Genomic DNA, 25,434 nt, shown 5'->3' with positions numbered 1-25,434 from the left:
AAGGTTGACAAGCACGCTTCATCAAATCCTCACTCAGCGTTTCTGGACAAGGTTGGTCACCCGGCCCTGGGTTTGCGCCAGCGTGGCAGGCACGTCTTTATTGCCGACCGTGACGGCGTTCACCATTTCACTCAGTGCCGCGGAACCGGTGATGTCACCCATGCTGGTGAAGTTTTTCTCACCCACCGAGCCGAATACCTGCACGTTGGCGAACTGCTGTACCAGCTCCATGGAGAGTGCGCCGAACGCTTTCACCACCGGGTTGTTCTGCCAGTCGCTGTTGCTGGTCACCAGTTTGGTGAGCGGCAGGGCAGCGCCCGGCGACATCAGCACCCAGCGGGTGGCGTTGTCAGACTGCTCCATAAAAGTGATGAATTTTTTGGCGGCGTCGCGCTGCGCGTCAGTCTGGCCGGCCGTAATCGTGAGGGAAGTGATGGTGCCGTAAACGGCCTGTGATTTTTCCGCCGGCACGGCAAAGCCGATGTCCTGGGCAAACCCTTCGCTGTAAATCGCCGGCAGGATATAGGTGGAGTAGACGGCCATCGGCACGGTGCCGTTCATAAAGGCGTCTTTGATCTCCATGATGTCGTTAGAGCCGGGGAGGGTGGTTTTGGCCAGCTGCTGGTAGAAACCGAGCGCCTGCTGCATTTCCGGGGTATCGATGGTAATCGCGCCGTTGGCGTCAAACACGTTGGCCCCGTTAGAGAGCGCGAATTGCGAGAAGGATTGCTCCGTCATCACGCTTTCCGCCGTCGGCAGGCCGATGCCGTACTTTTTCTGCTCAGGGTGGGTAAAAGCAGTGGTGATGCTGAGCAGTTGCTGCCAGTTTTGCGGTTCACTGAACCCGGCGTCCGCCAGTTGCTGTTTACGGTACCAGATGCCCTGGATCCAGCCGCTGATCGGCACCCCGGTAGCGCTTGAACCGTCTTCGGTTTTCACGATGCGCAATACGCCGTCGTAGAAGTTGTCGGCCCCGATGCCGCTAATCACGTCATTTACCGCTTCACGGTCGATCAGCTGCTCTTTATCCATGACTTTGGCGTAGTCGTGGCTGGTTTCGATCACCGCCGGCAGGGCGCCGCTGCGCGCCAGGGTAATCACTTTGGTGTTGTAGGCGTCTTCTTCCACCGGCACCGGTTTAACGTGCATACCCGGATTTTGCTGTTCAAATTTCTGGATCAGATCGTTAATCACCGCCTGCCGCTCCTGCTCTACTGAGGAGTGCATAAATTCGATTGTCACAGATTCCGTTTTTTTATCATCACAGCCGGTTAATGCCAGGGCACTGAGCAGGGCTGAAATAAGAAGCGTATTTTTCTTATTCATAATGATTTCCTGTTTTTATTTATGAGTGAAGCCAGTAATAGGCGTAAGGTTGCAGCGTAAAGGGGTGATTGCCGGTTATTTCCTGCACGCTGATGGCGTCGAGGTAATTATTTTCCGGTAAGGTAAGGGTGACGGGCTGATCGCTGACATTAAACAGGCAGAGCAATGTATGGTTATTTTTATCTGTGCGCCGGAATGCCAGGACGGCGCTGTCCAGCGTCATGACCTGCATGACAGAATCAGGGTGGAAGGCCGGTAACGTTTTACGCAGGGCGATCAGGTGACGCAGCGCAACAAATATATCGGTGCGTAAGGCATTGCCGCCGGAAATTTGCGGTTCAATTTCATGTAATGGGTATTTCTGGCGGTTGATTGCCCGGTTATGGCCACTGCGCACCACGCCTTCATCATCATTACGTGAGCCAAGCAGGCTCTGGATATAGATCGCCGGAACGCCGGGGAAGGCCAGCAAAATAGCGTGGGCCAGCATAAAGCGGCGCACACGCAGGGCGTCGTCGTCGTCCTGCTTATTCAGCGCATCCAGATAGGTGACGTTAATTTCATACGGGCTGGCGCTGCCGTCCGGGTTGTTCTTATACGAGACGCGCGCGCCCTGATTTTCCATCGCCTGCGCCAGCGACAGGATCTCCTCTTCCGGCAACAGGCCGCGCAGCGGGTTCAGGCCGATGCCGTCGTGCGAGGAGAGGAAGTTAAAGAACGTGCAGCCTGCGGCCGGGGTCTCCAGCGAGGCGGCCCAGCGGCTCAGGGTACCGGCATCCCCACGGTGAAGGGCGTGCAGTACCAGCGGCGGCAGCGGGAACTGGTAGACCATCTGGGCTTCGTTACCCTGGCCGAAGTAGCTGATGTTATCCCGGTGCGGGACGTTGGTTTCAGTGATAAGCACCGTGCCGGGGGCAACAAAATCCGCGATGGCGCGGAACAGTTTGACCAGCAGATGGGTTTTTTCCAGATGGATGCAGGAGGTGCCCGGCTCTTTCCACATGTAGCCCACGGCATCCAGCCGGATATAATCCCCGCCGCGTGCCAGATAGGTGAGCAGCACATCCACCATGCGTTTCAGCACCGCCGGGTTGGCGAAGTTAAGGTCTATCTGATCGGCGCTGAAGGTCGTCCAGATATAACGGGTTTCGCCATTGGCCAGCATAAACGGCGTCAGCAGCGGTGAGGTGCGCGGGCGCGTGACCTGATGCAGATCGGTGTCCGGGTCCATCTCAATGAAATGGCCTTCATACTCCGCCTGCTGCGCCAGGTAGCCCTGGAACCAGGCACTTTGTGCAGAAATATGGTTGCAGACGTAGTCGAACATCAGCCGGGTTGAGCGGTTCAGTTCCGCCACGTGCTGCCAGTCACCGGCTACCGGGTTAACCTGGTGATAATCAATAACTGAAAAACCATCATCCGAAGAGTAAGGATAAAATGGCAACAGATGAACCAGTGAAAAGGTATTTTTTAACCAGCGGTTATAAAACCCGGTAAATGTTTCCAGGGTGGGTTTGTTATCTTCACTGAATTGATCGGCGTAAGTAATTAATACGATGTCCTCTTCATCCCAATGCAATTTACGCGAACGCGTAATAGCCTTCCGGGCCGAGAGGATTAGATCGATTAATTCAGCCATGTCTTGTTGCTGAAAAGTATTTCCGTAAACCGAAGTCAGAATTTTTTTAATAGTTTCCATGTTGCACCTTTGTCCGTGGGAGCGCTCCCACAAAAAGGCTACGCTGGCGTATAAACCAAGTCAACGACACGGCAGAATGACGGGGAAGAGGGGCGGAGTTACAGGGGGTTATTTTCTTTATTTGTGAGGGTAATCAAATTTAAAGACAAAAATAAATGCGCCGGAACCCTATTTAATTAAATAGTAGCGTTTATTTTTATTCATTAGATTTATATATTGCTGGCGTTATACACACGGTAACGCACCGGCGCGCAGTGGTGGCTTTGCGGGCAACTGCCGCAGCTGCCGGTAGGGCAGCCGGTGGCCGCAGCGGGCACCGGCTCAATCTTTTTCATCATTTCCAACTGGCCCAGCAGTGCCGCCAGCATCGCCGGGGAGACCCGGCAACGCTGTTGTAATTGCGCCACATCCAGTGACCCATGCAGGGCGAGCAGATGGTAAACCTCAAGCAGAGCATTCATACGGTCGCCTCAATGACAAGCCGGCTGGCGCGGCGGCACGCTCTCTGGCGGCCGTGAAGAGGGCGCGCCGGGGTGATGGCCGGCCCGGCGCAGGCCGATAAAGATCAGCAGGTTGAGCAGCAGCACCAGCGCGATGGTTAACAGGCTGGAGGCCGGGTGTGCGTGGAACGTCACTGCCTGGTAAAACAGCGCGGCCAGCGAATAAGCAACATTCAGCCCCCAGAGCACCGAGAAGATCATCCAGTTCCGCCCCGCCTCACGGGCAATCGCACCCATCGCTGAAATGCACGGCACATACAGCAGCACAAAAATCAGGTAACTGTAAGCGGCGGCCACGCTGCCGAATTTGCTGCCCATGGTGCTCATGGACGCGGACGCCATTTCGCCGTCCCCTTTGCTGGCCTCAATCGGGTTGAACAGCACGCTCAGGCTGAAGGTCTCTTTCACGCCTTGCCAGGTCTCTTCCACCGCCTGTGTCAGTTCCTCTGCCAGCGAGAAGGCTGCCGGGTCAAAGGGCGCGTCAGCAATGGCTTGTGCGGTGTAGAGCGTGTTCAGCGTGCCGACCACCACTTCTTTTGCCATCGCGCCGGTCACCAGCCCTACGGTAGCCTGCCAGTTGTCCGGCTGCACGCCAATCGGGGCCAGCAGCGGGGTCATGACGTGACTCACCGAGGCCAGTGCGGAGTCGGTGAGGGTATCCACGGGTTTGCCGCTCAGGGAGAAGCTGTTCAGCGCGCCGATGAAGATGCTGACCAGCACGATCACTTTCCCGGCCCGCAGCACAAAGCCTTTCAGCCGTTGCCAGGCTTGCAGCAGCAAACTTTTCACATGCGGGACGTGGTAAACCGGCAGTTCCATCACAAAGGGGGAGGCCTCGCCGCGCATCAGCGTGTGTTTGAGCAGCAACCCGGTGAGGATCGCTACCACAATGCCGAGCAGGTAGAGGGAGAAGACCATCAGCGCGCCGCCCTGCGTGAAGAAGGTGGCGGAAAAGACCGCGAAGATCGCCAGCCGCGCCCCGCAGGACATAAACGGTGCCATCATCACGGTAATCAGCCGCTCACGCGGTGCGTCCAGCGTCCGTGCGCCCATAATGGCCGGCACATTGCAGCCGAACCCGACAATCAGCGGCACAAACGATTTTCCCGGCAGCCCGATCGCCTGCATCAGCCGGTCCATCACAAACGCGGCGCGCGCCATATAGCCGGAGTCCTCCAGAAAAGAGAGGAACAGATACATCATGCCGATTTGCGGCACCAGCGGCAGCACGGTGTTGATGCCGCCGCCGATGCCCTGTGCCAGAAACAGCGTCAGCCAGCCGGGGAAGTGCAGCACCGCGCCGAGCCACTGCACGCCGTGAATGAAAATTGCGGCGGAGCCGAGGTCAAAAATCGGCTGCAACGCCCCGCCGAGGTTAATCGCCAGCAGAAACATCAGGTACATCACCAGCAGGAAAATCGGCACGCCGAGCAGCCGGTTGAGGATCAGCCGGTCCAGCCGCTGCGTCAGGCGGTCAGACGTCGCCTGTTGGGTATTACTCACGGCGGCACAGATCGTCATGATGCCCTGGTAACGCGCGCCGGCAATCAGCAGGGCGGCATCATCCGGCAGGGCCTGGCGCAGGCGGTCGCGCACCTGGGGCAACAGGGCAGCGGCGCGGGGCACCACCGCATGGCTGCAAATGTCGCCTTCCAGCATATGCAGCGCCAGCCAGTGCGCCTGCCTGTCGGTGAACGCCTCCGGCATCACTGCCGCCAGTTGCCGGGCGGCGTCAAGCAGCGGCGCGGGGTAGGTGAGTGCGACCGGCTGCGGCGCGCTGAAGGGGCGGTCAATCTGCTGTTTAAGTTCGGTAATGCCCTGTGCGCGGGTAGAGACCAGCGGCACCACCGGGCAGCCCAGCCGGGCGGCCAGCGCGGCGGTATCAATGGTGATCTGCTGGTTCTGGGCGATATCCAGCATATTCAGCGCAACGATGCAGGGAATGCCCAGCGCCAGCAGTTGCAGGGTCAGGTAAAGGTTACGTTCCAGATTGGCGGCATCCACCACGTTGATCAGCAGGTCAGCTTCACCACTGAGGATATAGCGGCAGGCGATCTGTTCATCCAGCGAGGTTTGCTCAGAGATGGTGGTCAGGGAGTAAGTGCCGGGCAGGTCAACCAACGTCACCTGTTGGCGGGGGGTGGAAAATTGCCCCTCTTTGCGTTCAACCGTGACGCCTGCCCAGTTACCGACCCGCTGGCGGGCGCCGGTGAGCTGGTTGAACAGAGTGGTTTTACCGGCATTCGGGTTGCCAATCAGGCCAATCGTCAGTGTGTTCATGATGCCTATCGCTGTGGGAGAAAGAGGGGCGGAAAGGTCAGGCGCAGGCTTCCAGCACCAGCGCGGCCAGATCGTTACGCCGCAGCACCAGGCTCACGCGGCGGGTTTCGATCTGGATTGGGTCGCCCAGCGGCGCAACCCGTACCACCTGAAACAGGGAGCCGGGCAACATCCCGAGGGAGAGCAGTTTTTGCCGGTAAGCCGGGCTGATGTGCGCCGCAAAACCGGCAATTTTGTAGTGGTGCAGAGGAAGAAGCGGCATGGCTGTCACCTTCTTTAGCGAGGGCTGGAAAGATGTTACACGCGGGGGTCATGCGTGCGCCTGGCGTGCCTCTTTTATCGCCGATGTGATGAGGCGGAGTGAGAGTATTGAGAATCGTTATCGTATGCAATCGGGTTACCGGCACGATCGCGCCCTTACCTAATCCAGATCAACTTTCCGGCAAATTTAGCTAAAAAATAGCCAAATTGCGGCTTTTATCACCTGTGCCATACGGCACCGCTTTCCGCATTAAGGATGAAAAATCAGGGTGATAAGTTAATTATCGATTAACGGGGCGTAGTAGGCATGTGAAGGGCAGGTAAACTGAGTGAGAAAGCGGCGGGGAGCGTTCCGCCACCCGGGGAGGGTGGCGGAACAGGGGGTTAACGCTTTTTGCCGAATGCGGCGGCCAGGGCATCGCCCATGATGCTGTTACCGGCCGGTTGGGCTGCGCGGGGCTTGCCGCCGCGCGCCTCCTGACGGCCTGAGTTGCGCGCCTGCGCTTTTCCGGCCGGGGCATTGCCGCTGCGGCGGGCAGCGGTTTCACCCGGCTGCTCGTCCAGACGCATGGTCAGGGCGATACGCTTGCGCGGCAGATCCACTTCCAGCACTTTGACTTTGACGATGTCACCGGCTTTCACCACCGTATGCGGATCCTCAACGAATTTGTCTGCCAGCGAGGAGATATGCACCAGCCCGTCCTGATGGACGCCGATATCCACAAACGCGCCGAAGTTGGTCACGTTGGTCACGGCACCTTCCAGGATCATGCCCGGCGTCAGGTCATTCATCGTCTCGACGCCTTCGGCGAAGGTCGCGGTTTTGAATTCAGGACGCGGGTCACGGCCCGGTTTTTCCAGCTCTTTCAGAATGTCGGTCACCGTCGGCACACCAAAGCGCTCGTCAGTGAAATCACCGGCTCTGAGGTTGCGCAGGGCCGACGGGTTCCCCATCAGATCCTGCAACGCCTGCTCGGTGGCGGCCAGAATGCGCTCCACCACCGGGTAGGTTTCCGGGTGGACGGTGGAGGCATCCAGCGGGTTGTCACCATGGTTGATGCGCAGGAAGCCGGCACACTGCTCAAAGGCTTTTGGCCCCAGGCGGCTGACTTTCAGCAATTGCGCACGGTTATTGAAACGGCCGTGCTCGTCACGCCAGCTGACAATGTTTTGCGCCATCATGCGCGTCAGCCCCGCCACGCGGGTCAGCAGTGCCACGGAGGCGGTGTTCAGATCCACCCCGACGCCGTTGACGCAGTCCTCGACCACCGCATCCAGCTTTTTCGCCAGTTGGCTCTGGCTGACGTCATGCTGATACTGGCCGACGCCGATCGATTTCGGGTCAATTTTCACCAGCTCGGCCAGCGGGTCCTGAAGGCGACGGGCAATAGACACCGCGCCGCGCAGCGACACGTCGAGATCCGGGAACTCCTGCGCCGCCAGTTCGGACGCGGAGTAAACCGATGCCCCCGCCTCGCTGACAATCACTTTTTGCGCCGTCACGGCCGGGTACTGTTTTTGCAGCTCCAGGAAGAAGCGTTCAGTTTCCCGTGAGGCGGTGCCGTTACCGATCGCCACCAGCTCCACATGGTGCTTCACACAGAGCGCAGCCACCGCGGCGGCGGCTTTGGCGGCCTGGCCGGTGTGCGGGTAGACGGTGTCGGTGGCGACCAGTTTGCCGGTGGCATCCACCACCGCCACTTTCACACCGGTGCGCAGCCCCGGATCGAGGCCCATGGTGGCGCGCGGCCCGGCCGGGGCCGCCATCAGCAGGTCGTGCAGGTTGCGGGCGAAGACGTTGATCGCCTCCTCTTCCGCCCGCTCGCGCACGCTGCCCATCAGCTCGGTTTCGAGGTGCAGCAGCACTTTGATGCGCCATGTCCAGTTGATCACCGCCCGCCGCCAGTTGTCTGCCGGGGCATTGTTCAGCCGCAGGCCAACGTGGTCCATGATGATCTGCTCGGCATAACTCTCGCGCGGCGGCTCATCAAACTGCGGATCGGCATTCAGGGAGAGTTGCAGCACGCCTTCGTTGCGGCCACGGAACATCGCCAGCGCCCGGTGGGAAGGCACAGTGGCAATCGGTTCATGGTGATCGAAATAGTCGCGGAATTTTGCGCCCTCTTCCTCTTTGCCTTCCGTCACGCGGGAGACCAGATGGGCATTTTTCCACAGGTAGTTACGCACGTTGGCCAGCAGGGCGGCATCCTCGGCGAAACGCTCCATCAGGATATAGCGCGCGCCGTCCAGCGCCGCTTTGACATCCGCCACGCCTTTTTCGGCATCCACAAAGGCGGCAGCCACGCTTTCCGGCACCTGCTGCGGATCGTTCCACAGGCTCTCGGCCAGCGGGGCCAGCCCCGCTTCCAGGGCGATCTGTCCACGGGTGCGGCGCTTGGGTTTATACGGCAGGTAGAGGTCTTCCAGCTCGGTTTTGCTCTGGGTGCCGTTAATTGAGGCGGCCAGCGCGTCCGTGAGTTTGCCTTGCTCTTCAATCGACTTCAGGATGCTCTGGCGACGATCTTCCAGTTCGCGCAGATAGCCGAGGCGGCTCTCCAGCTGGCGCAGTTGGGTGTCATCCAATCCGCCGGTCACTTCCTTGCGGTAACGTGCGATAAACGGCACGGTGTTTCCTTCGTCCAGCAGGCGGATAGCGGAGTCAACTTGCTCCGGTCTGGCCTGCAATTCACTTGCAATACTGCGGCTCAGGGGATCATTCATCATGGTATCTGTCGTAAGCTAAGGGGTTGTCAAATCAGGGCTCCGTTATACGGAGTGTGCCGCCAAAATGCCAGCAGCGGGCGGCATTTGGCGGCGATGTGGGGCGGTTTCGGAACATTTACCGCCGGATGCGTCAGCCGGGCGGCGTCTCTGGGCTGCCTTGTTCCTGCTCACCGGAGAGGTCAGGGTCTACCGGTTGATCGGCCTCATCCGGCAGGTACTCAATCAGGTTCACGCACCAGACTTTGATGCCGAGCGGCGTCGGGACGTTGACCTCGTCATCCACCTCTTTTTTGATCAGCGCCCGCGCCATCGGCGAATCAATCGAGATGTACTGCTTGCGGCCATAGATCTCATCCGGCCCGACGATGCGGAAGCGTTTGACCTCGCCCGCTTCATTTTCTACCTCGACCCAGGCACCGAAAAAGACTTTGCCGTCTTGCTGCGGCGAGTAATCAATGACCCGCACCGCTTCCAGCCGTTTGCGCAGGAAACGCACCCGGCGGTCAATTTCACGCAGTAACTGCTTGTTATATTTGTAGTCGGCGTTCTCGCTGCGGTCGCCCAGGCTGGCGGCCCACGCCACTTTTTCGGTGATCTCCGGGCGGCGCTCCCGCCACAGGAAATCGAGCTCTTTTTTCAGCCTGTTGTACCCTTCGCGGGTGATTAAATCACTTTTCATCCGGCGCCCTTCGCAGTCTCATTCTCATCGGCTCTTTATAGCCTCTGACGGCAGGAATTAACACCGCTTATTGCCGCCTGCCCGGCCGGTCACAAAGTCGGTGAAATTTACTTGCGTTACAGGGTATAAACACCGGAGTTTAGAAGGCAGCTGAAAAAAGAGAGGCGTGCGGCGAGAAAATAACCGGTGTGCAGCGAAGCGGCAAAAGTATTGATAATTGGGGAAATCAATAATCTTTGTAACAATTTCGTCTAGAATATATACCATATATCGCTGTCTGAAGCGGCGGAGTTTTTTAACAATAGCCCGTGTTTAACACGCAGCATGGCATGCCGGTAAAAACGGTACGCCGTAAGCGAAAAGATAAGTGAGTATGGCGCGGTAATCGGCCGTCCACGCGACAGGTTGTCCGGGTTAATTATGCCCGCGAGGGTTCAGGCTTAAGCCTTTGGGAGTAAAGAGATGCAAGAGAATCACAAGATTCTGGTGGTGGATGACGACATGCGTTTACGCGCCCTGTTAGAGCGCTATCTGACGGAGCAGGGCTTCCAGGTACGCAGTGTGGCGAACGCCGAACAGATGGACCGCCTGCTGACGCGTGAATCCTTCCATCTGATGGTGCTGGACCTGATGCTGCCGGGTGAAGATGGCCTCTCTATCTGCCGCCGCCTGCGCAGCCAGAGTAACCCGATGCCGATCATTATGGTGACGGCCAAAGGGGAAGAGGTTGACCGTATCGTTGGCCTGGAAATCGGCGCGGATGACTACATCCCAAAACCGTTCAACCCGCGTGAGCTGTTGGCCCGCATCCGTGCGGTGCTGCGCCGTCAGGCCAATGAACTGCCGGGCGCGCCGTCCCAGGAAGAGGCCGTGATCTCCTTCGGCAAGTTCAAGCTGAACCTCGGCACCCGTGAAATGTTCCGTGAAGATGAACCGATGCCGCTGACCAGCGGTGAGTTTGCGGTGCTGAAAGCGCTGGTGAGCCACCCGCGTGAGCCGTTGTCACGCGATAAGCTGATGAACCTGGCGCGCGGCCGTGAATACAGCGCGATGGAGCGTTCCATCGACGTACAGATCTCCCGCCTGCGCCGCATGGTGGAAGAAGACCCGGCGCACCCGCGTTATATCCAGACCGTCTGGGGTCTGGGCTACGTCTTTGTCCCGGACGGCAGTAAAGCATGAGGCGATTGCGCTTTTCACCGCGCAGCTCGTTTGCCCGAACCCTGCTGTTGATCGTTACCTTGCTGTTCGTCAGCCTGGTGACGACCTACCTGGTGGTACTGAATTTCGCCATCCTGCCCAGCCTGCAACAGTTCAATAAAGTGCTGGCGTATGAAGTCCGGATGCTGATGACAGACCGCCTGCAACTGGAGGACGGCACCCTGCTGGAGGTGCCGCCGGCCTTCCGGCGGGAGATCTACCGTGAATTGGGCATCTCGCTGTATACCAACTCGGCGGCGGAAGAGAGTGGCCTGCGCTGGGCGCAGCATTACCAGTTCCTGAGCCAGCAAATGGCGCAGCAATTGGGCGGCCCTACTGATGTCCGCGTCGAGATGAACAAGAATACGCCGGTGGTGTGGCTGAAGACCTGGCTCTCGCCGGACATCTGGGTGCGCGTGCCGCTCACCGAGATCCACCAGGGCGACTTCTCCCCGCTGTTCCGTTACACGCTGGCGATTATGCTGCTGGCGATTGGCGGTGCCTGGCTGTTTATCCGCATGCAGAACCGCCCGCTGGTGGAGCTGGAACATGCGGCCTTCCAGGTCGGGAAAGGGATTATTCCGCCGCCGTTGCGTGAATATGGCGCGTCGGAAGTGCGCTCGGTGACCCGCGCCTTTAACCAGATGGCAGCGGGCGTCAAGCAACTGGCCGATGACCGCACGCTGCTGATGGCGGGCGTCAGCCACGATCTGCGTACCCCGTTGACGCGTATCCGGCTGGCAACGGAGATGATGGGCGATGAAGATGGCTATCTGGCAGAATCGATCAATAAAGACATCGAAGAGTGCAACGCCATCATCGAGCAGTTCATCGACTACCTGCGTACCGGCCAGGAGATGCAGACGGAACTCAGCGATCTCAACACCATTCTCGGTGAGGTGATTGCGGCAGAAAGCGGCTATGAGCGGGAGATTGAGAGCGCGCTTGCTCCCACCGAACTGATGGTGGATGTGCATCCGCTGTCGGTGAAACGCGCCGCCGTGAACATGGTGGTCAATGCCGCGCGTTACGGCAATGGCTGGATTAAAGTCAGCAGCGGCCACGAGTTGCAGCGCGCCTGGTTCCAGGTCGAAGATGACGGGCCGGGCATCCGCCCCGATCAGCTTAAGCACCTGTTCCAGCCGTTTGTACGGGGTGACAGCGCCCGCAGTACCAGCGGCACCGGGCTGGGGCTGGCGATTGTCCAGCGAATCATCGACGCCCACGCCGGCACGCTGGACATCGGCTCCAGCGAACGGGGCGGGTTACGCATCCGTGCCTATCTGCCATTGCCGGCCGTAAAAGGCAAAAATGGCGATACCCCCGGCGCAGGCCAGCCGCCGAAAGCCGCCTCAGACAGCCGGGAAACCCCGCTGACATAAGGGGTGCGTTCAGGCCAACACGCATGTTCAGGGGGCGATGCACGAGGCAGCACATCGCCAGGATCGGCAGCCCCCACATGATTATCCGGCTTAATTAACCCGGCTTAATGCCGCTCGCCTGTGTGCCTGTTCCCCGGTATTTCACCCCTTCTTCAGGCTTCCGGCTCCTGCGTTTTACGCCTTCCGGCGTATTACGCTCTCCTGCGCAGCGCTATTTCCGGCTCATCACATAATATTCTGCTGCTTCTTCGTGGAAGCGGGGTTTGCCCTGTTCGCCCCACGGGTTGAGCACCGGGAGGCCGCAGTAGTGGAAATCTTCAGGGTGGCGCGTCACCAGTTGCGCCTGATGATGCAGGCAGATCGCCGCGGTATAGAGGTCAGATTGCGCGAGTGTGATGCCCTGTTGGCGCAGTTCCGCGGCCAGGGCAGCGGCGCGCAGCGCGCAGTGGGCATCAAACGGCAGCAGCCGTTGAGTGAACTCCTCATTCAGCAAGGCCAGCAGTGCCGTGTTTAGCTGGCGCTGCCGGGGGCCGGGCAGGGACTGGATGGCGGTAAACAGTTCCGCCACGGTGACGGCAGTCAGGCAGAGCTGGTTGGCGTCTTGCGCATCCAGCCACTGCATCACCTGCCGGTGGGGGTCAGGGCGGATAATTTCCGTGATAATGCAGGTATCAAGCACGATCATTATTCAATCTCCACCTGGCGGGGCGGTACATCCCGCGCCGGCACGGTGAGCTCGCTGTCACTCAACGCGGCAAAGCGCTGGCGAACCCGGCTGGCGAGGCCGTAATTGGGCGTGCTGCCCAACATCGCCTGCCGGAGAATGGCGCGCACTTCTTCTTCCATCGAGTGGCCATTGCGTGCTGCGGCAAGGCGCAGCAGCTCTTTTATTTCATCATCAAGATTGCGGATTGTCAGGGTAGCCATAGGGAACACTTATCAATACAGAGAGGGAACGGATGTAACACAGGGTTTGCGCGGTAAACATGCCCGGCAAAAGAGGAAATCAGGCGCACCGGGTGCGCCTGAAGAGAGGGATCAGAGCGCCGGGCCGGCTTTCACCAGGGCGGCACCTGCCGGGGTATCGGTGTACTTGTCGAAGTTGGTGATGAACTGGCGCGCCAGATCTTCCGCCTTCTCCTGCCACTGCGCGGCATCGCTGTAGGTATTGCGCGGGTCGAGCAGATGCTGATCCACACCCGGTACCGCCACCGGCACTGCCAGGTTAAAGATAGGCAGTGTGAAGGTCTCCTGCTGATCAAGTTCACCGCTGAGGATGGCGTTGATGATGGCACGGGTATGTTTGAGCGAAATGCGTTTGCCGGTGCCGTTCCAGCCGGTATTGACCAGATAAGCCTGGGCGCCGGCGGCCTGCATACGTTTCACCAGCACTTCCGCGTACTGTGTCGGGTGCAGGCTCAGGAAGGCTGCGCCGAAACAGGCCGAGAAGGTGGGGGTCGGCTCAGTCACGCCGCGCTCGGTACCGGCCAGTTTGGCGGTAAAGCCGGACAGGAAGTGGTATTGCGTCTGGTCGGCCGTGAGTTTGGAGACCGGCGGCAGCACACCAAAGGCATCGGCGGTCAGGAAAATCACTTTCGTCGCGTGGCCCGCTTTCGACACCGGCTTAACGATATTGTCGATGTGGTAGATCGGGTAAGAGACGCGGGTGTTTTCCGTTTTTGAGCCGTCATCAAAATCGATGGTGCCGTCTTCGCGTACCACCACGTTTTCCAGCAGCGCATCGCGGCGGATAGCGTGATAGATCTCCGGCTCAGCCTGTTCGGAGAGCTTGATGGTTTTGGCGTAGCAGCCGCCTTCAAAGTTGAACACGCCGTCATCGTCCCAGCCGTGCTCATCATCGCCAATCAGCTGGCGCTGCGGGTCGGTAGAGAGGGTGGTTTTACCGGTGCCGGAAAGGCCGAAGAAGACGGCGACGTCACCCTGTTCGCCCACATTGGCCGAGCAGTGCATAGAGGCAATATTTTTCAGCGGCAACAGGTAGTTCATCACAGAGAACAACCCTTTTTTCATCTCGCCGCCATACCAGCTGCCGCCGATTAACTGGATGTTTTCCGTGAGGTTGAACGCCACAAAGTTCTCAGAGTTCAGCCCCTGCTCACGCCAGTTAGGGTTGGTGCATTTCGCGCCGTTCATCACGATGAAGTCGGGCGTAAACTCAGCCAGTTCTTCGTCTGTCGGGCGGATAAACATGTTTTTAACGAAATGGGCCTGCCAGGCCACTTCGGTAATAAAACGTACCTTCAGGCGGCTGTCCGGGTTGGCACCGCAGAAGGCATCCACCACAAACAGGCGTTTGCCGCTGAGCTGGTCGGTTACGCAGGTTTTCAGCGCGTTCCAGGTTTCCTGGCTTAAGGGTTTATTATCATTCTTGCCGGTGCCTTTATCCGCCCACCAGACGGTGTCGCGCGTGGTGTCATCCCGGACGATATATTTATCTTTCGGCGAACGGCCGGTGAAGATGCCGGTATCCACAGCAATCGCGCCCAGGCTGGTCTCAATACCACGCTCATAGCCTTGCAGACCTGGGGCTGTCTCCTCCTGATACAGGCGCGCATAGTCCGGGTTATAGACAATGTCGCTGACATTATGGATGCCGTAGGCGGCCAGGGTATCAGGTGTTATACCGTGATCACGCATTTCACTACTCCTTAGTTGCTATACGTTACTAACACAGTGTGTAGGGTCACGGTCTGTATTAAACGCGATGGGGGTCAAAAAAAATAATAGAGAACACTTATTTTTAACAATTCTGGGAGATAGCACACGTCATAAAATGAAACGTACGCAAGATTAGCGAGGGATTGGACAAAAAAAGGGCAGCCGGGAGGCTGCCTCAGAAAAATTAATGAATTTGTGGGTTTGGCTCATTGCCCGCATTGCGCAGCGCGCCGACATCGACCTTGTCGAAAACGTAGTCGGCACCGCAATAATCGCAATGCATATCAATCTGGCCTTCTTCTTCCAGAATGCTTTGCAGGTCTTCATCCGGCAGCGCACGCAGGGCATTCGCGCAGCGCTCGCGCGAGCAGCTGCAACGGAAGCACACGCTCTGCGGCTCATACACCGTGGCCTCTTCCTGGTGATACAGGCGGTACAGCACCTCGTGCGCCGGCAGGTTGAACAGCTCCTCGCTTTTCACGGTGGCGGTCAGCTGGGTCAGGTGATCGAAATCATCGGTGGAGGCATTCTGCGCCGGCAGAACCTGCAGCAGCATACCGGCGGCGGCCGGTTTGCCGTCTGCTTCGCCGGTACGGATGAACAGGCGGGTCGGCAGCTGTTCAGATTGCAGGAAGTAGTTCTCCAGGCACTCTGCCACCGTGTCGCCCTCCAGGCCCACTACGCCCTGATAGCGCTCACCTTCGGCCGGAGTAATGGTGATCACCAGGTAGCCATTGCCGATCATCTGCTTCAGCGTGCTTTCCGGCGCGATGGCGGCTTCTTCCTGCACACGGGCAACGCCGCGCATCTCCTGGCGGTTATTCCCATTGACCACCGCCATTTTCAGCGGGCCGTCGCCCTGGATCTGCACAGTGATGTCACCGTCAAATTTCAGGGTGGCCGTCAGCAGGCTGGTCGCGACCAGCAACTCACCCAGCAGGGTTTTGACCGGCGCCGGGTAGTGGTGGTTTTCCAGTACCTGTTGGTAGGTGTCACTCAGGGTCACCAGTTCACCGCGCACGGCCTGGTTCTCGAACAGGAAACGATGCAGCTGGTCGTGCGTCGCGTTGGAATCTTGATTAGCCATAATAGTCTCTCTGTGCAGCGGAGGCTCACTCACCTTCGCCATATTTAAATTTAATCAGGTTGCGGCGCTCTTTCTTATCCGGGCGCCGGTCGGGGTGGGGCATGGTCAGCGACTGGGTTTTACGCGCCAGCGCCACTTTCTCCCGGTTTTCGATACTGGCCGCCGTCTCTTCATACAGCAGCTGCGCCTCTGGGGCGGCCCGCCGCTGTGCGGTCACGGCCAGCACAATCAGGGTACGCTCATCATTTCCCTGACGAAGCTTGATCTCGGCATTCACCTCAACCAGCTTGCTCGGCTTGGTGCGCTGTCCGTTATAGTGCACCTTGCCGCCTTCAATCATTTCACGGGCCAGGGCACGGGTTTTATAGAAGCGTGCGGCCCACAGCCATTTATCCAGACGGACGGCATTGTCATCCTGGTGGGTCTCCTTCATCGCAACCTCCTGAACGGGTCGTTATGGGCGGGGAGCGGCCGGTAACAACGTGCGGTAGTCATGCATTGAGGGATGGCGCAAAAAAGTCTTTCTCGCCATGCTGGAGTCCGGGTTTTCAACGCCCAGGCAGTAGCGGATGCCGAATTGTTTGGCCGCATCCAGAATGGGTTCACCGTCATCCACAAATAATGTGCGCGCCGGATCGAACCCGGTGTGCTGCTGCACCGCCTGCCACAAGCGCTGATCCTCTTTGGGATAACCAAATGTATGGGTGGATAGCAATAAATCAAGGTGCGCATCAAGGCCGGTATGCGCCATTTTTACCGCCAGGCTGTGTGGGTGCGCATTGGTCAGCAAAATGGTGCGTTTTCCCTGTGCCCGCAGGGCCTCAAGGAAGGGCAGGGTATCCTCACGGACGCTGGCACGGTGGCCCAGGGCGTGCGTCATGCTGTGGATGTCCAGATCGAGCGTGGTGCTCCAGTAATCAAAGCAATACCAGCTCAGCGTATGCTGCACCGCCTGATATTGGGCCTCAATCAACGCCTGCGCCTGCGCCAGCGGAATGCCGCGCCGTTCGCTGAGCGTTTGCGGGACATGCTGCAACCAGAAGTAGCTGTCAAATTCCAGATCGAGCAGCGTGCCATCCATGTCCAGCAAAACGGTATCGATGCAGGTCCAGTCAAAATCCGGCGGCATAAAAAAATTCCTGTCTGTGTGAATCAGCAGCGTGCAGAGGAGAGAAAGAGGGCGCGCTGTAAACGTTTAGCCTAGCACAGACGCGGGCGTTTCTGCCCGGCGTCTTGCAGGAAGGCGATCAGCTGAACGGGCGCAGCGGCATCGGGGAGAGTGACGGGTTAAAGCAGTGATCGTAATAGTGCTGAATATCACTGATCCGGCGCTGATGGCGGCGCAGGCGCTTCACCAGCAGAACAGCATTCACAATAAAGCTCACCGTCACCAGCAGCAGCAGCAGGCTGGTGCCCATGTAACGCCACAGCGTGATCATATCTGGCTCGCTGTGCAGCGAGATGTGCCGCGTGCCGTTGGCATCAATGGTGATGTTGGTAATGATCCCCTCGGCCCGGAACGGTGTATGCAGCAGCAGGCTGGAGAGGCGCTGCAACTCATGCCACTGTTCCTGTGCGCTGTAATCGTAAAGCGGCAGGGCAGGCGGCGTGTGGGTGACTAATTGCTTGCCTTCATCGCTGCTGATCAGGAAGCCGCCCGGCGGCGGGCTGTTTAACGCTTCCGCTGCACGGTGTGTTTCATGGAAGAAGAAGGAAGAGGCCGCGCTGTTGACCAGATTATCCAGCGATTCTGCACTCACCGGGCGCAACAGCACATTCATGCCGCGCATACTGCCGGACTCCGCCCGCTTCACCAGCGCGCTCCAGTTCTGGGCATTGCCCAGGTTGACCAGTGCATTCTTCAGCCGGACGCAATCTTCATCATTACTGCACAACGCCTGCGTTTTCAGCACGATATCCGGAAAATTATCCAGCAGGATCATGCCTGACTTCTCAATCGCGGTGGCCAGTTGCGGGTTGATGTTCTGGTCCATGCCGCCGGCCGGGTGCAACTGGTTATTCACCGCCGACAACAGGGCTGACGCTTTCTCAATCGTGTCAGATTCCGGCAGCGGCAGCGGCGCGGCGTTATTCCAGTAAATGCCGGAACAGTCAAACGGCATAAAGGCGTAGTGCCTGGTATTCTGGTAATTCGGCGGGATGTAACACATGCCGTTACCCTGTGCCCGCAAGGTATCCCCGATGCGCAGCGGCGTATTCTCAAGTGCCTGTACGCTGGTCACCTGCGTGCTGCTGGCCCCCTGAATCCACGCCAGGCTCAGCTTCAGCGGCAGGCTCAGGGAGATGTAGCTGGTCAACATCAGCAACACCAGCAGCGAACCGCACATCAGCACCAGGCTTTTAGCCCAGCGTTGCAGCGGGAAGTGCTTTACCTCCTCATGCAGCGAGAGGTAGTGGCCCTGACGCACCACCTGCCGGTTGAGGTAGATGTCCACATCGGTGACCTGCCCGAGATCGCGCGAGACATAAGGCTGCCAGTGCGCCGGGTAGATCAGGTCGATAATGCCGAGAGAGATATTGCTGATATTGCCCTGGTTCGACTCGCCAAACAGCCCCCAGCGTTTCGGCGCGCCGCGCAGGCAGTGAATCTCCTTCAGGTCACGCTCCTGCGGGCGGCGCAGCAGCCGCCAACCGGCCCAGGCGCTCAGGATCACGGCGAGCAGGATCAGCCACGGCAGGAACACCATCGGGCTGGTCAGGCTGAAAAACAGCAGAATCATCGCGCCGGACAACGCAAACGCCTCACGCACGCCGCTGGACTGATAAAGGGCGTGCTCTTCCGGCGTTTCTCTGCGGATGGTGAGCAGCTCAATATGTTCGCTCTCTTCCTTGCGGATAGACGCATTCTGCGACGGTGCCACCACCACCGGGGCCGGGGCAGTGCGCCGGTCATACACATGGTTGAGCAGTGAATGGCCGTTCAGGGAGATTACCAGCGGAATGGTCTGGGTACGGATGATCTCAACCTGGTTGTCCTGCGTGATGTAAGGTTCCCAGAACGGCGGCAGGTGCACTTCTTCCGTATCCAGGTAATAGCGCCACTTGTTCGGCTCATCACTGGCTACCCCATACCGGGTGATCGCTTTGGTCAGTGAATAGACCGTGTCGCTCTTGGGCGTTAAGGTGAGTTTGTCCCGCAGGGAGAAGATATTATTGCTGGCAGAGAGCGAACTGAGGCTCAGTCGGTCACTTTGGCGCAGGTAGCGCTCGACGGCCTGACGCTCTTCCGGAGTCAGTTTACGATGGGTTGGCTTCATGAAAGGCAGCGACGAAGCAAAAGGCGCACGATGACGCAACATACTTCTCAAATAACCCCCGATAACGATCAGCATGGCAAACAGTGCAGCCAATACTACGGCTATTGTGCTCATCTATTCCCCGTTAGGGCGACGCTGACGTTTGTCAACTCTTTTAAAAACAGTATATTAAGTGTGTGTTGTGACATGCAAGCAGCTTAACGTACCACCAGAGAGAACGGTATACCGGGCTTAACCAGCGGTGATAAAAGGATAGGGCAAATATAGACCTCATTGGATGATAACAATCAGCGTGCCCTGCCAATATCGGCATAATCCTATTTTGCCCACGGATCGCCGTAATCGTAACCAATTGATTGAAAAAGATCTTGCAAAGCCGCCAAAAGAAATTGCCCGGTGCCGCATAATGCCGTAAAAAAGCGCGTTCCGCACAGAAAAAAGCCTGTAGCAAGCGGGCCGGCTCTGTTAATAATAAGTAAAAACTCAGCAGGGAATTGCCGTGGCCGTATCTGGTAACGCACAATGAGATCGCCTGCCGGAGTCAGTACCACTACCGGCTGCCCATTACGCCGGCCTGAACGCGTGAGGGTGTAGCACACCGTGATGTAGCCCACCATGACAGGGGTCATGGTTAACGCCTGACGCAGGCTCGTATTCTTGGGGATGACATGGAAAAACCTCTGCAAAAACCAAAAATCCTGAAAGTTGAAACCGTGGCGCGCTCACGGCTGTTCAACGTGGAGTCGGTTGACCTGGCATTCAGCAATGGCGAACAGCGCGTCTATGAACGCATGCGCCCCTCAGAGCGCGAAGCCGTGATGATTGTGCCGGTTATCGGCGATGATCTGCTGCTTATCCGTGAGTATGCGGTGGGCATTGAGGATTATGAGCTCGGCTTCCCGAAAGGATTGATCGATCCGGGTGAAGGCGTGCTGGACGCTGCCAACCGTGAATTGATGGAAGAGGTGGGGTATGGCGCACAGCGCTTCGACCACCTGACGAAGCTGACCATGGCGCCGTCCTATTTCTCCAGCAAAATGAACATCGTCATTGCCCGCGATCTCTTCCCGAAAAAGCTGGAAGGGGATGAGCCGGAGCCGCTGGTGCAGGTGCGCTGGCCGCTCGCGCGCATGATGGAGTTGCTGCAACAGCCGGATTTCCGCGAGGCACGTAATGTGAGCGCGCTGTTTCTTGCCCAGCAGTTTTTCCAGCAGTCGCTCTGAGCGGGGCGCTGCCTATAAAAAAAGCCGGTCATTGCTGACCGGCTTTTTTATTGCCTGAAGAGATGATCAGAACAGCTCGTGCGTCTGGCCGTTATCCATCAGCGTGGTGCCGACATCATGCACGGTGTGCTCGGTGGGCTGTGTCCCGTCGATAAAGTACTCGCTGCGGCTGCCGGCACCGCCGTCCGCCAGTTTGCCGGTGCGCTTGTCGATAGTCACACTCACAATGCCCGGCGGTGGGGTAAATGCCTGCTCCGGAATACCGTCCAGGGCAGTTTTCATATACTCATCCCAGGCGGGTTGAGCGCTTTTCGCCCCGCCTTCCGCCCCGGCAATCTGGTCAGGGATCGCACCCGAAGCGGTACTGCGGCCCAGGTCACGGCGATGGTCATCAAAACCGATCCAGACGGACGTCACGGTTTCCGGGCCATACCCGGAGAACCACGCATCTTTGGAGTTATTGGTCGTACCGGTTTTGCCGCCGATGTCATGGCGGTTCAGGTCACGGCCGGCGCGCCAGCCGGTGCCCATCCAGCCCGGTTCCCCGAAGATGTTGCTGTTCAGCGCATCGTGGATCAGGAAAGCCAGCGGCGTGCTGATCACATGCGGGGCATACTGCTGATTCCCCGCCGGGGCAGGCTGGCCGGGGCTGACCTGCTCCAGTTGCGGCATCGGTGCCGTTGCGTTGGCATTCGGATCCTGCGACACCGCCACGTTCTCCACATTATCATCCGACAGCACCACAGAACGCTGGGTTTCGCCGTAGATCACCGGGAGATTGCAGTTATCGCATACCACTTTCGGCGTGGTTTCAAAGACGGTATTGCCGTTTTCATCCTCAATTTTGGTGATAAAATACGGGTCGACCAGGAAACCGCCGTTGGCCAGCACCGCATACCCGCGCACCAGTTGCAGCGGGGTGAAAGAAGCAGAACCCAGCGCCAGCGATTCAGAGTGGACAATGTTTTGCGCCGGGAAGCCGAAGCGTTGCAGGTATTCCGCCGCATAATCCACCCCCATGGCGCGCATGGCACGCACCATCACCACGTTTTTGGACTGCCCCAGCCCCTGACGCAGGCGGATAGGCCCGTCATACACCGGCGGGGAGTTTTTCGGCCGCCAGTCAGTGCCGGCACCGGCATCCCAGCGGGAGATCGGCAGGTCGTTAAGGATGGTGGCCAGCGTCAGCCCTTTATCCATCGCGGCGGTGTACAGGAACGGCTTGATGTTGGAGCCGACCTGACGCAACGCTTGCGTGGCGCGGTTAAATTTGCTCAGGTTAAAGTCAAACCCACCCACCAGCGCTTTGACCGCCCCATCTTTCGGGTCAAGCGAAACCAGCGCGGAGTTGACGTCCGGTACCTGTGCCAGCCACCAGTCGTTTTCTACCTTGCGTACCCAGATCTGTTGGCCTGGCTGCACCACATCCGACACCCGTTTCGGTGTCGGCCCTTGCAGGTTGTCAGACTTGAACGTGCGCGCCCAGCGGACGCCCGCTAACGGTAGGGTGACGGCTTCCCCAGTAGAGAGCATCGCCGTAGCCTGATCGGCAGACGCCTGCGTCACGATGGCCGGAAACAGCGGGCCATAGACCGGCAGGGCCTTCAGCGTCTTGGTGATTTGCTGCTGATCCCATTCCGGTTCCCCGCGCTGCCACAGCACCTTGGCCGGGCCGCGGTAACCGTGGCGCATGTCATAGGCCAGCACGTTATTACGCACCGCCGCCTGCGCGGCCAGCTGGTTCTTTTTGGTAATGGTGGTGTAGACCCGGTAGCCGTCGTTATAGGCATTTTCACCGTAACGCTTCACCATCTCCTGACGCACCATCTCTGACAGGTAAGGTGCAGAGAAGACGATGCTGGGCGCATGGTAATCCGCGTCCAGCTCCTCATCACGGGCCTGATCATACTGGGCCTGCGTGATGTAGTTCTCCTCCAGCATCCGCGCCAGCACCACATTGCGGCGTGACAGCGCGCGGGTGTGGGAATAGAGCGGATTGAAGGTGGAGGGCGCTTTCGGCAGACCGGCAATCACCGCCATTTCGCCCAGCGTCAGCTGGCTGACATCCTTGCCGAAATAGACATGCGCAGCCGCCCCGACACCGTAAGCCCGGTAGCCGAGGTAGATCTTATTCAGATACAGCTCAAGGATCTCATCCTTGGTCAGTAACTGCTCAATCCGGATCGCCAGAAACGCTTCCTTAATCTTACGCATCAGCGTGCGTTCCGGGCTGAGGAAGAAGTTACGGGCCAGCTGCTGAGTAATGGTACTCGCCCCCTGCGACGCATGGCCGGAGACCAGCGCCACCGACGCGGCACGCACAATCCCTACCGGGTCAACGCCGTGGTGTTCATAGAACCGGCTGTCTTCGGTCGCGATAAAGGCATGGACCATTTCCGGCGGGATCTGGTTGAGCGTCAACGGAATACGGCGCTTCTCGCCATACTGGGCAATCAAGTCACCCTCTGCGCTGTACACCTGCATCGGGGTCTGTAAGCGCACATCTTTCAATGTGGCCACGTCCGGCAGCTGCGGCTCGATATATTTGTACAAGCCGTAGATCGAGGCAGCTCCCAGCACAATGCAACACACTGCAAGAATCAAAAAATACTTTACGAACTTCACCTGAGATTTCCCACTTAATGTCGTTTGGGCAGTTTATAAACAATCGCGGCGTAGTATAAAGGCAACCCTACAGCATAGATACGTTCTTTTATCATCAGACGTCAGGGAGGCGGAGCAGGATGGCCGGGGAAAAATGGCAAATTGGTCTGGATATTCAGCCGCATGCGTATTACGCGGTGGCGGTTGCCCGCCAGCGCGGAGGCTGGCAGCTTCGCGGCTGCTGGCACCAGTTATTGCCCGGTCATGAGCCGCTTTCCAGCGGTCTGCCGGTGCCGGAAATCCAGACGGAAGCCCTGCGCCGCTGGCGCGCCGGTTTGCCCCGGCGGTTCTCCCTCCGGGTGGCGCTGCCTGCTGCCCGGGTGCTGCAACGCACGCTGCCGGCACCGGCTCCCCAGCTGCGTGAGCCGCACCGTGAGGCTTTCCTGCTGGCACAAGCGGCCCGGCTTTTTCCGCTCGATCGCGATGCGCTGGTGTTTGATTACCGCACCCCGTCCGGCCAGCCGGAGCAGGTGCTGGTCACGGCCGCCCACCGGCAGGAGCTCGCCGCCTGGCTGGCCCTGTTACAGCAGGCGGGCCTGCAACCGGACGCCGTGGATATTCCGCCTTGCGCGCTTCATTACATTGGCGAGCTGGCGGGTATCCCGGCAGAGGCGCTGATGCTTCATCATCTGCGTCAGGGGTGGGTCTGGGTATCGCCGCGTGATCGCGCCTTCCAGTTCGGCATCATAGACGCGGCAGAAAACGCCGGCGACGTGCTGGCCGCCCTGCCGGCAGCGCTGCACGCATTACCGTGCTTTTTCTCCTCTGCGCTGGGGGAGCCGGTGCCTGACGGCATGCATGGCTGGTCGCCCTTCAGCCGGTTATTGGGCGCTGCGCCGGCAGAGAGTGAACCGCCGGGGGCATTTGCGCTGGCAGCCGGCTTGGCGGTGCGCCCGGAGGATCGTGAATGATGCAGGTGAATGTGCTGCCATGGCGGCAGCGGCGTCGTCAGGCGCGCTGGCGGCAGGTGATGCACGCGGTGGCGGGCGCGCTGCTGTTTGCCGTAATTATGCTGGCAACCGGCTGCTGGCTGTTACATCAGCGGATAGATGCTTTGCGCGCACAGCAGGCGGAAGCCAATTCACACTTGCAGGTGCTCCGGCAACAGCTGGCCCAACGGCAGGCTTTGGCCGCACGTCATGCGTTATTAATGCAGCAGGCGCATGAGGCGCAGCAGCGGCAAGCGGCCCGCCGCCGCCACCTTCGGCTTCTGGACGATGTGGAGGCCACGATCCCCGATGGCGTGTGGCTCACCCAGTGGCAGGAGCAGCCGGGTTATCTGCGCTGGCAAGGGCTTAGCGTGCGTTATGACCGGGTGATGGCGTTCACGCGTGCGCTGCATAAGGGCCGGGAAAGGGTAGCGGTGACGCTGGAAAGCATTCGTCAGCAACCTGATGGGCTGCTTCATTTTGTGCTTCAGGCAACATGGAAAGTAAGGGAACAGGATGACTCCTCGTCTGCAACAGATCATAGCGGCGTGGCAGTACCGGCCGCGCCGGCAACAGATAGGCGCGGCCTCGCTGCTGCTTTTATTACTCACTGGCATCGGTTGCCGGGTACTGCTGCTGCCCGGCTGGCAGCAGGTTAACGCCTTCACCGCCATGCAGGCCACCACGCAGCAGGCGATTGCCCAACATCAGGCCCGGCTTGCGGCACTGCTTCCGGCTGACCGGCTGAACCAACAGATAGCGCTGCTTGAGGCGCAGCAGGCGCGCCCGCTTGCCACGGAAGGGGAGATGCCTTTTTTGCTGGCCGCGCCATTACAGCACTCCGGCAGCGTGTTGTTGAACTGGGAGCCGGTAAACGGGGCACCTTCGACTTCTGCCCTTCGCTGGCGGCTGGTACTGCGTGCTTCCTATCAGGGGCTGAAGCAATTTTTGGCCGCGATAGCCAGCCTGCCGTTGCCCGGCATCGAGCAGATGGCAATTGAACATGGGCCGCATGGGCTGGACATCACATTATTGCTCGCAGCCACCCCGGAGGCCGCGAAATGAAAGCCGTGCCCCGGAACGTTTTACATCGCTGGCTGGGCGGGCTGCTTTGCGGGCTGCTTGTCTGCTCATTGAGTAAAAGCGTCGCTGCGCCGGGCCGCGATCCTTTCGCTCCCCAGAGGCAGGCACCCTGTGCAGACGCCGCCTCGTTCACCCTGGGCGGAATTCTCCTGGATGGCGCAGCGCAACACGCCTGGCTGCGTGATGCCACAGGCCGCTGGCAAAAAGCCATGCCTGCATTGCCAATAGGAACAACCGGCTGGCGGGTAGAGCAGGTTACCGCAGGCGGCGTAACGCTGGCCGCAGACCCGGACAGATGCCCGGCACCCAGCCCCCTCCGGTTACAGTGGGAAACCAGTAACAAGTAAACAGCAGGAAACGGGCAAAAATAGCTATAACGATAAGGATATCTGATGAAAAACGTAGATTGGTACCGCTATTATCTTCCGGTGCGCCCGGCA

General features: G+C 58.9%; 22 protein-coding genes and 1 pseudogene. 7 read left to right on the top strand and 16 right to left on the bottom strand.

The features are described from left to right. Nucleotides 1–33: 33 nt before the first annotated feature. From CYR55_RS12830 to greB, 7 genes and pseudogenes are all read right to left on the bottom strand, one after another. Entirely contained in the window at nucleotides 34–1,326 is a 1,293-nt protein-coding gene (locus CYR55_RS12830; RefSeq protein ID WP_101816515.1) for an ABC transporter substrate-binding protein, read from the bottom strand. A 19-nt stretch (nucleotides 1,327–1,345) separates the two neighbouring features. Continuing rightward, nucleotides 1,346–3,025 (bottom strand): alpha-amylase family glycosyl hydrolase, encoded by a 1,680-nt coding sequence (locus CYR55_RS12825; RefSeq protein ID WP_101816514.1) that lies wholly within the window; start codon nucleotides 3,023–3,025, stop codon nucleotides 1,346–1,348. Nucleotides 3,026–3,234: 209 nt separating this feature from the next. Beyond that, on the bottom strand, nucleotides 3,235–3,486 hold the full coding sequence (locus CYR55_RS12820) for a FeoC-like transcriptional regulator (protein ID WP_101816513.1): 252 nt from the start codon (nucleotides 3,484–3,486) through the stop codon (nucleotides 3,235–3,237). 81 nt (nucleotides 3,487–3,567) lie between these two features. Then, nucleotides 3,568–5,805, bottom strand: a pseudogene (feoB, locus tag CYR55_RS12815) (Fe(2+) transporter permease subunit FeoB); the annotation flags it as partial. Between the two features lie 37 nt (nucleotides 5,806–5,842). Then, nucleotides 5,843–6,067, bottom strand: coding sequence for a ferrous iron transporter A (gene feoA / locus CYR55_RS12810; protein WP_101816511.1), 225 nt, complete (start codon nucleotides 6,065–6,067; stop codon nucleotides 5,843–5,845). A 383-nt stretch (nucleotides 6,068–6,450) separates the two neighbouring features. Beyond that, complete coding sequence (locus CYR55_RS12805; protein ID WP_101816510.1) at nucleotides 6,451–8,787, bottom strand: Tex family protein; 2,337 nt, start codon at nucleotides 8,785–8,787, stop codon at nucleotides 6,451–6,453. Between the two features lie 133 nt (nucleotides 8,788–8,920). Then, nucleotides 8,921–9,469, bottom strand: a complete 549-nt coding sequence (gene greB, locus CYR55_RS12800) for a transcription elongation factor GreB (protein ID WP_101816509.1) — start codon at nucleotides 9,467–9,469, stop codon at nucleotides 8,921–8,923. A gap of 462 nt (nucleotides 9,470–9,931) precedes the next feature. Here greB and ompR point away from each other — a divergent pair, with 462 nt between their 5' ends. Together ompR and envZ are read left to right on the top strand one after the other, a co-directional pair. Then, a complete protein-coding gene (ompR, locus tag CYR55_RS12795; RefSeq protein ID WP_009635740.1) occupies nucleotides 9,932–10,651 on the top strand; it encodes an osmolarity response regulator transcription factor OmpR in 720 nt (239 codons plus the stop codon). Next, nucleotides 10,648–12,051: a two-component system sensor histidine kinase EnvZ gene (envZ, locus tag CYR55_RS12790; protein WP_241522146.1), complete on the top strand. Its 1,404-nt coding sequence runs from the start codon at nucleotides 10,648–10,650 to the stop codon at nucleotides 12,049–12,051. Before ompR ends, envZ begins: the two co-directional genes overlap by 4 nt. 211 nt (nucleotides 12,052–12,262) lie before the next feature. Here envZ and CYR55_RS12785 read toward each other — a convergent pair whose 3' ends face one another. The 8 genes from CYR55_RS12785 to CYR55_RS12750 all read right to left on the bottom strand — a co-directional run bounded on the left by CYR55_RS12785 (nucleotide 12,263) and on the right by CYR55_RS12750 (nucleotide 19,724). After that, nucleotides 12,263–12,736 carry a PIN domain-containing protein gene (locus CYR55_RS12785; RefSeq protein ID WP_101816508.1) on the bottom strand — a complete coding sequence of 158 codons (474 nt, stop codon included), beginning with the start codon at nucleotides 12,734–12,736 and terminating at the stop codon, nucleotides 12,263–12,265. After that, entirely contained in the window at nucleotides 12,736–12,978 is a 243-nt protein-coding gene (locus tag CYR55_RS12780; RefSeq protein ID WP_101816507.1) for a FitA-like ribbon-helix-helix domain-containing protein, read from the bottom strand. The genes CYR55_RS12785 and CYR55_RS12780 overlap by 1 nt, the downstream gene beginning before the upstream one ends. Before the next feature lie 111 nt (nucleotides 12,979–13,089). Then, on the bottom strand, nucleotides 13,090–14,709 hold the full coding sequence (gene pckA / locus CYR55_RS12775) for a phosphoenolpyruvate carboxykinase (ATP) (RefSeq protein ID WP_101816506.1): 1,620 nt from the start codon (nucleotides 14,707–14,709) through the stop codon (nucleotides 13,090–13,092). Nucleotides 14,710–14,914: 205 nt separating this feature from the next. Then, a complete protein-coding gene (hslO, locus tag CYR55_RS12770; protein WP_101816505.1) occupies nucleotides 14,915–15,817 on the bottom strand; it encodes an Hsp33 family molecular chaperone HslO in 903 nt (300 codons plus the stop codon). 25 nt (nucleotides 15,818–15,842) lie between these two features. Beyond that, nucleotides 15,843–16,250, bottom strand: coding sequence for a ribosome-associated heat shock protein Hsp15 (gene hslR, locus CYR55_RS12765; RefSeq protein WP_101816504.1), 408 nt, complete (start codon nucleotides 16,248–16,250; stop codon nucleotides 15,843–15,845). Nucleotides 16,251–16,271: 21 nt separating this feature from the next. Beyond that, a complete protein-coding gene (gene yrfG / locus CYR55_RS12760; RefSeq protein ID WP_101816503.1) occupies nucleotides 16,272–16,946 on the bottom strand; it encodes a GMP/IMP nucleotidase in 675 nt (224 codons plus the stop codon). 118 nt (nucleotides 16,947–17,064) lie between these two features. After that, complete coding sequence (locus CYR55_RS12755) at nucleotides 17,065–19,209, bottom strand: intracellular growth attenuator family protein (protein WP_101816502.1); 2,145 nt, start codon at nucleotides 19,207–19,209, stop codon at nucleotides 17,065–17,067. Between the two features lie 203 nt (nucleotides 19,210–19,412). Then, the gene (locus CYR55_RS12750) at nucleotides 19,413–19,724 is read right to left on the bottom strand and encodes a hypothetical protein (protein ID WP_101816501.1); all 312 of its coding nucleotides are present in this window, start codon (nucleotides 19,722–19,724) and stop codon (nucleotides 19,413–19,415) included. Nucleotides 19,725–19,763: 39 nt separating this feature from the next. On the opposite strand from CYR55_RS12750, the gene nudE reads away from it, so the two are divergent. Continuing rightward, nucleotides 19,764–20,318: an ADP compounds hydrolase NudE gene (gene nudE / locus CYR55_RS12745; RefSeq protein WP_101816500.1), complete on the top strand. Its 555-nt coding sequence runs from the start codon at nucleotides 19,764–19,766 to the stop codon at nucleotides 20,316–20,318. 66 nt (nucleotides 20,319–20,384) lie between these two features. Here nudE and mrcA read toward each other — a convergent pair whose 3' ends face one another. Beyond that, on the bottom strand, nucleotides 20,385–22,943 hold the full coding sequence (mrcA, locus tag CYR55_RS12740; RefSeq protein ID WP_101816499.1) for a peptidoglycan glycosyltransferase/peptidoglycan DD-transpeptidase MrcA: 2,559 nt from the start codon (nucleotides 22,941–22,943) through the stop codon (nucleotides 20,385–20,387). 119 nt (nucleotides 22,944–23,062) lie between these two features. Here mrcA and pilM point away from each other — a divergent pair, with 119 nt between their 5' ends. The 4 genes from pilM to CYR55_RS12720 are packed head-to-tail and all read left to right on the top strand — an operon-like array spanning nucleotide 23,063 to nucleotide 25,341. Beyond that, on the top strand, nucleotides 23,063–23,893 hold the full coding sequence (gene pilM / locus CYR55_RS12735; RefSeq protein ID WP_101816498.1) for a pilus assembly protein PilM: 831 nt from the start codon (nucleotides 23,063–23,065) through the stop codon (nucleotides 23,891–23,893). Continuing rightward, complete coding sequence (locus CYR55_RS12730) at nucleotides 23,890–24,570, top strand: PilN domain-containing protein (RefSeq protein WP_101816497.1); 681 nt, start codon at nucleotides 23,890–23,892, stop codon at nucleotides 24,568–24,570. The genes pilM and CYR55_RS12730 overlap by 4 nt, the downstream gene beginning before the upstream one ends. Nucleotides 24,571–24,583: 13 nt before the next feature. After that, nucleotides 24,584–24,976 (top strand): hypothetical protein, encoded by a 393-nt coding sequence (locus tag CYR55_RS23995; RefSeq protein WP_101816496.1) that lies wholly within the window; start codon nucleotides 24,584–24,586, stop codon nucleotides 24,974–24,976. Beyond that, nucleotides 24,973–25,341, top strand: coding sequence for a DNA utilization family protein (locus tag CYR55_RS12720; RefSeq protein ID WP_101816495.1), 369 nt, complete (start codon nucleotides 24,973–24,975; stop codon nucleotides 25,339–25,341). The genes CYR55_RS23995 and CYR55_RS12720 overlap by 4 nt, the downstream gene beginning before the upstream one ends. The last annotated feature ends 93 nt before the right edge of the window (nucleotides 25,342–25,434 follow it).

This window comes from Chimaeribacter californicus (assembly GCF_002858675.1).
GTDB lineage: Bacteria > Pseudomonadota > Gammaproteobacteria > Enterobacterales > Enterobacteriaceae > Chimaeribacter > Chimaeribacter californicus.
The sequence above is the reverse complement of the archived record's forward strand: the minus strand, read 5'-3'. Positions and strand labels throughout refer to the sequence as shown.

Excerpts from the sequence above, each read along its gene's own strand:
- CYR55_RS12830 (WP_101816515.1), bottom strand. The coding sequence starts at position 1,326 with ATGAATAAGAAAAATACGCTTCTTATTTCAGCCCTGCTCAGTGCCCTG.
- CYR55_RS12825 (WP_101816514.1), bottom strand. The coding sequence starts at position 3,025 with ATGGAAACTATTAAAAAAATTCTGACTTCGGTTTACGGAAATACTTTT.
- CYR55_RS12820 (WP_101816513.1), bottom strand. The coding sequence starts at position 3,486 with ATGAATGCTCTGCTTGAGGTTTACCATCTGCTCGCCCTGCATGGGTCA.
- feoA (WP_101816511.1), bottom strand. The coding sequence starts at position 6,067 with ATGCCGCTTCTTCCTCTGCACCACTACAAAATTGCCGGTTTTGCGGCG.
- CYR55_RS12805 (WP_101816510.1), bottom strand. The coding sequence starts at position 8,787 with ATGAATGATCCCCTGAGCCGCAGTATTGCAAGTGAATTGCAGGCCAGA.
- greB (WP_101816509.1), bottom strand. The coding sequence starts at position 9,469 with ATGAAAAGTGATTTAATCACCCGCGAAGGGTACAACAGGCTGAAAAAA.
- ompR (WP_009635740.1), top strand. The coding sequence starts at position 9,932 with ATGCAAGAGAATCACAAGATTCTGGTGGTGGATGACGACATGCGTTTA.
- envZ (WP_241522146.1), top strand. The coding sequence starts at position 10,648 with ATGAGGCGATTGCGCTTTTCACCGCGCAGCTCGTTTGCCCGAACCCTG.
- CYR55_RS12785 (WP_101816508.1), bottom strand. The coding sequence starts at position 12,736 with ATGATCGTGCTTGATACCTGCATTATCACGGAAATTATCCGCCCTGAC.
- CYR55_RS12780 (WP_101816507.1), bottom strand. The coding sequence starts at position 12,978 with ATGGCTACCCTGACAATCCGCAATCTTGATGATGAAATAAAAGAGCTG.
- pckA (WP_101816506.1), bottom strand. The coding sequence starts at position 14,709 with ATGCGTGATCACGGTATAACACCTGATACCCTGGCCGCCTACGGCATC.
- hslO (WP_101816505.1), bottom strand. The coding sequence starts at position 15,817 with ATGGCTAATCAAGATTCCAACGCGACGCACGACCAGCTGCATCGTTTC.
- hslR (WP_101816504.1), bottom strand. The coding sequence starts at position 16,250 with ATGAAGGAGACCCACCAGGATGACAATGCCGTCCGTCTGGATAAATGG.
- yrfG (WP_101816503.1), bottom strand. The coding sequence starts at position 16,946 with ATGCCGCCGGATTTTGACTGGACCTGCATCGATACCGTTTTGCTGGAC.
- CYR55_RS12755 (WP_101816502.1), bottom strand. The coding sequence starts at position 19,209 with ATGAGCACAATAGCCGTAGTATTGGCTGCACTGTTTGCCATGCTGATC.
- CYR55_RS12750 (WP_101816501.1), bottom strand. The coding sequence starts at position 19,724 with ATGACCCCTGTCATGGTGGGCTACATCACGGTGTGCTACACCCTCACG.
- nudE (WP_101816500.1), top strand. The coding sequence starts at position 19,764 with ATGGAAAAACCTCTGCAAAAACCAAAAATCCTGAAAGTTGAAACCGTG.
- pilM (WP_101816498.1), top strand. The coding sequence starts at position 23,063 with ATGGCCGGGGAAAAATGGCAAATTGGTCTGGATATTCAGCCGCATGCG.
- CYR55_RS12730 (WP_101816497.1), top strand. The coding sequence starts at position 23,890 with ATGATGCAGGTGAATGTGCTGCCATGGCGGCAGCGGCGTCGTCAGGCG.
- CYR55_RS23995 (WP_101816496.1), top strand. The coding sequence starts at position 24,584 with ATGCAGGCCACCACGCAGCAGGCGATTGCCCAACATCAGGCCCGGCTT.
- CYR55_RS12720 (WP_101816495.1), top strand. The coding sequence starts at position 24,973 with ATGAAAGCCGTGCCCCGGAACGTTTTACATCGCTGGCTGGGCGGGCTG.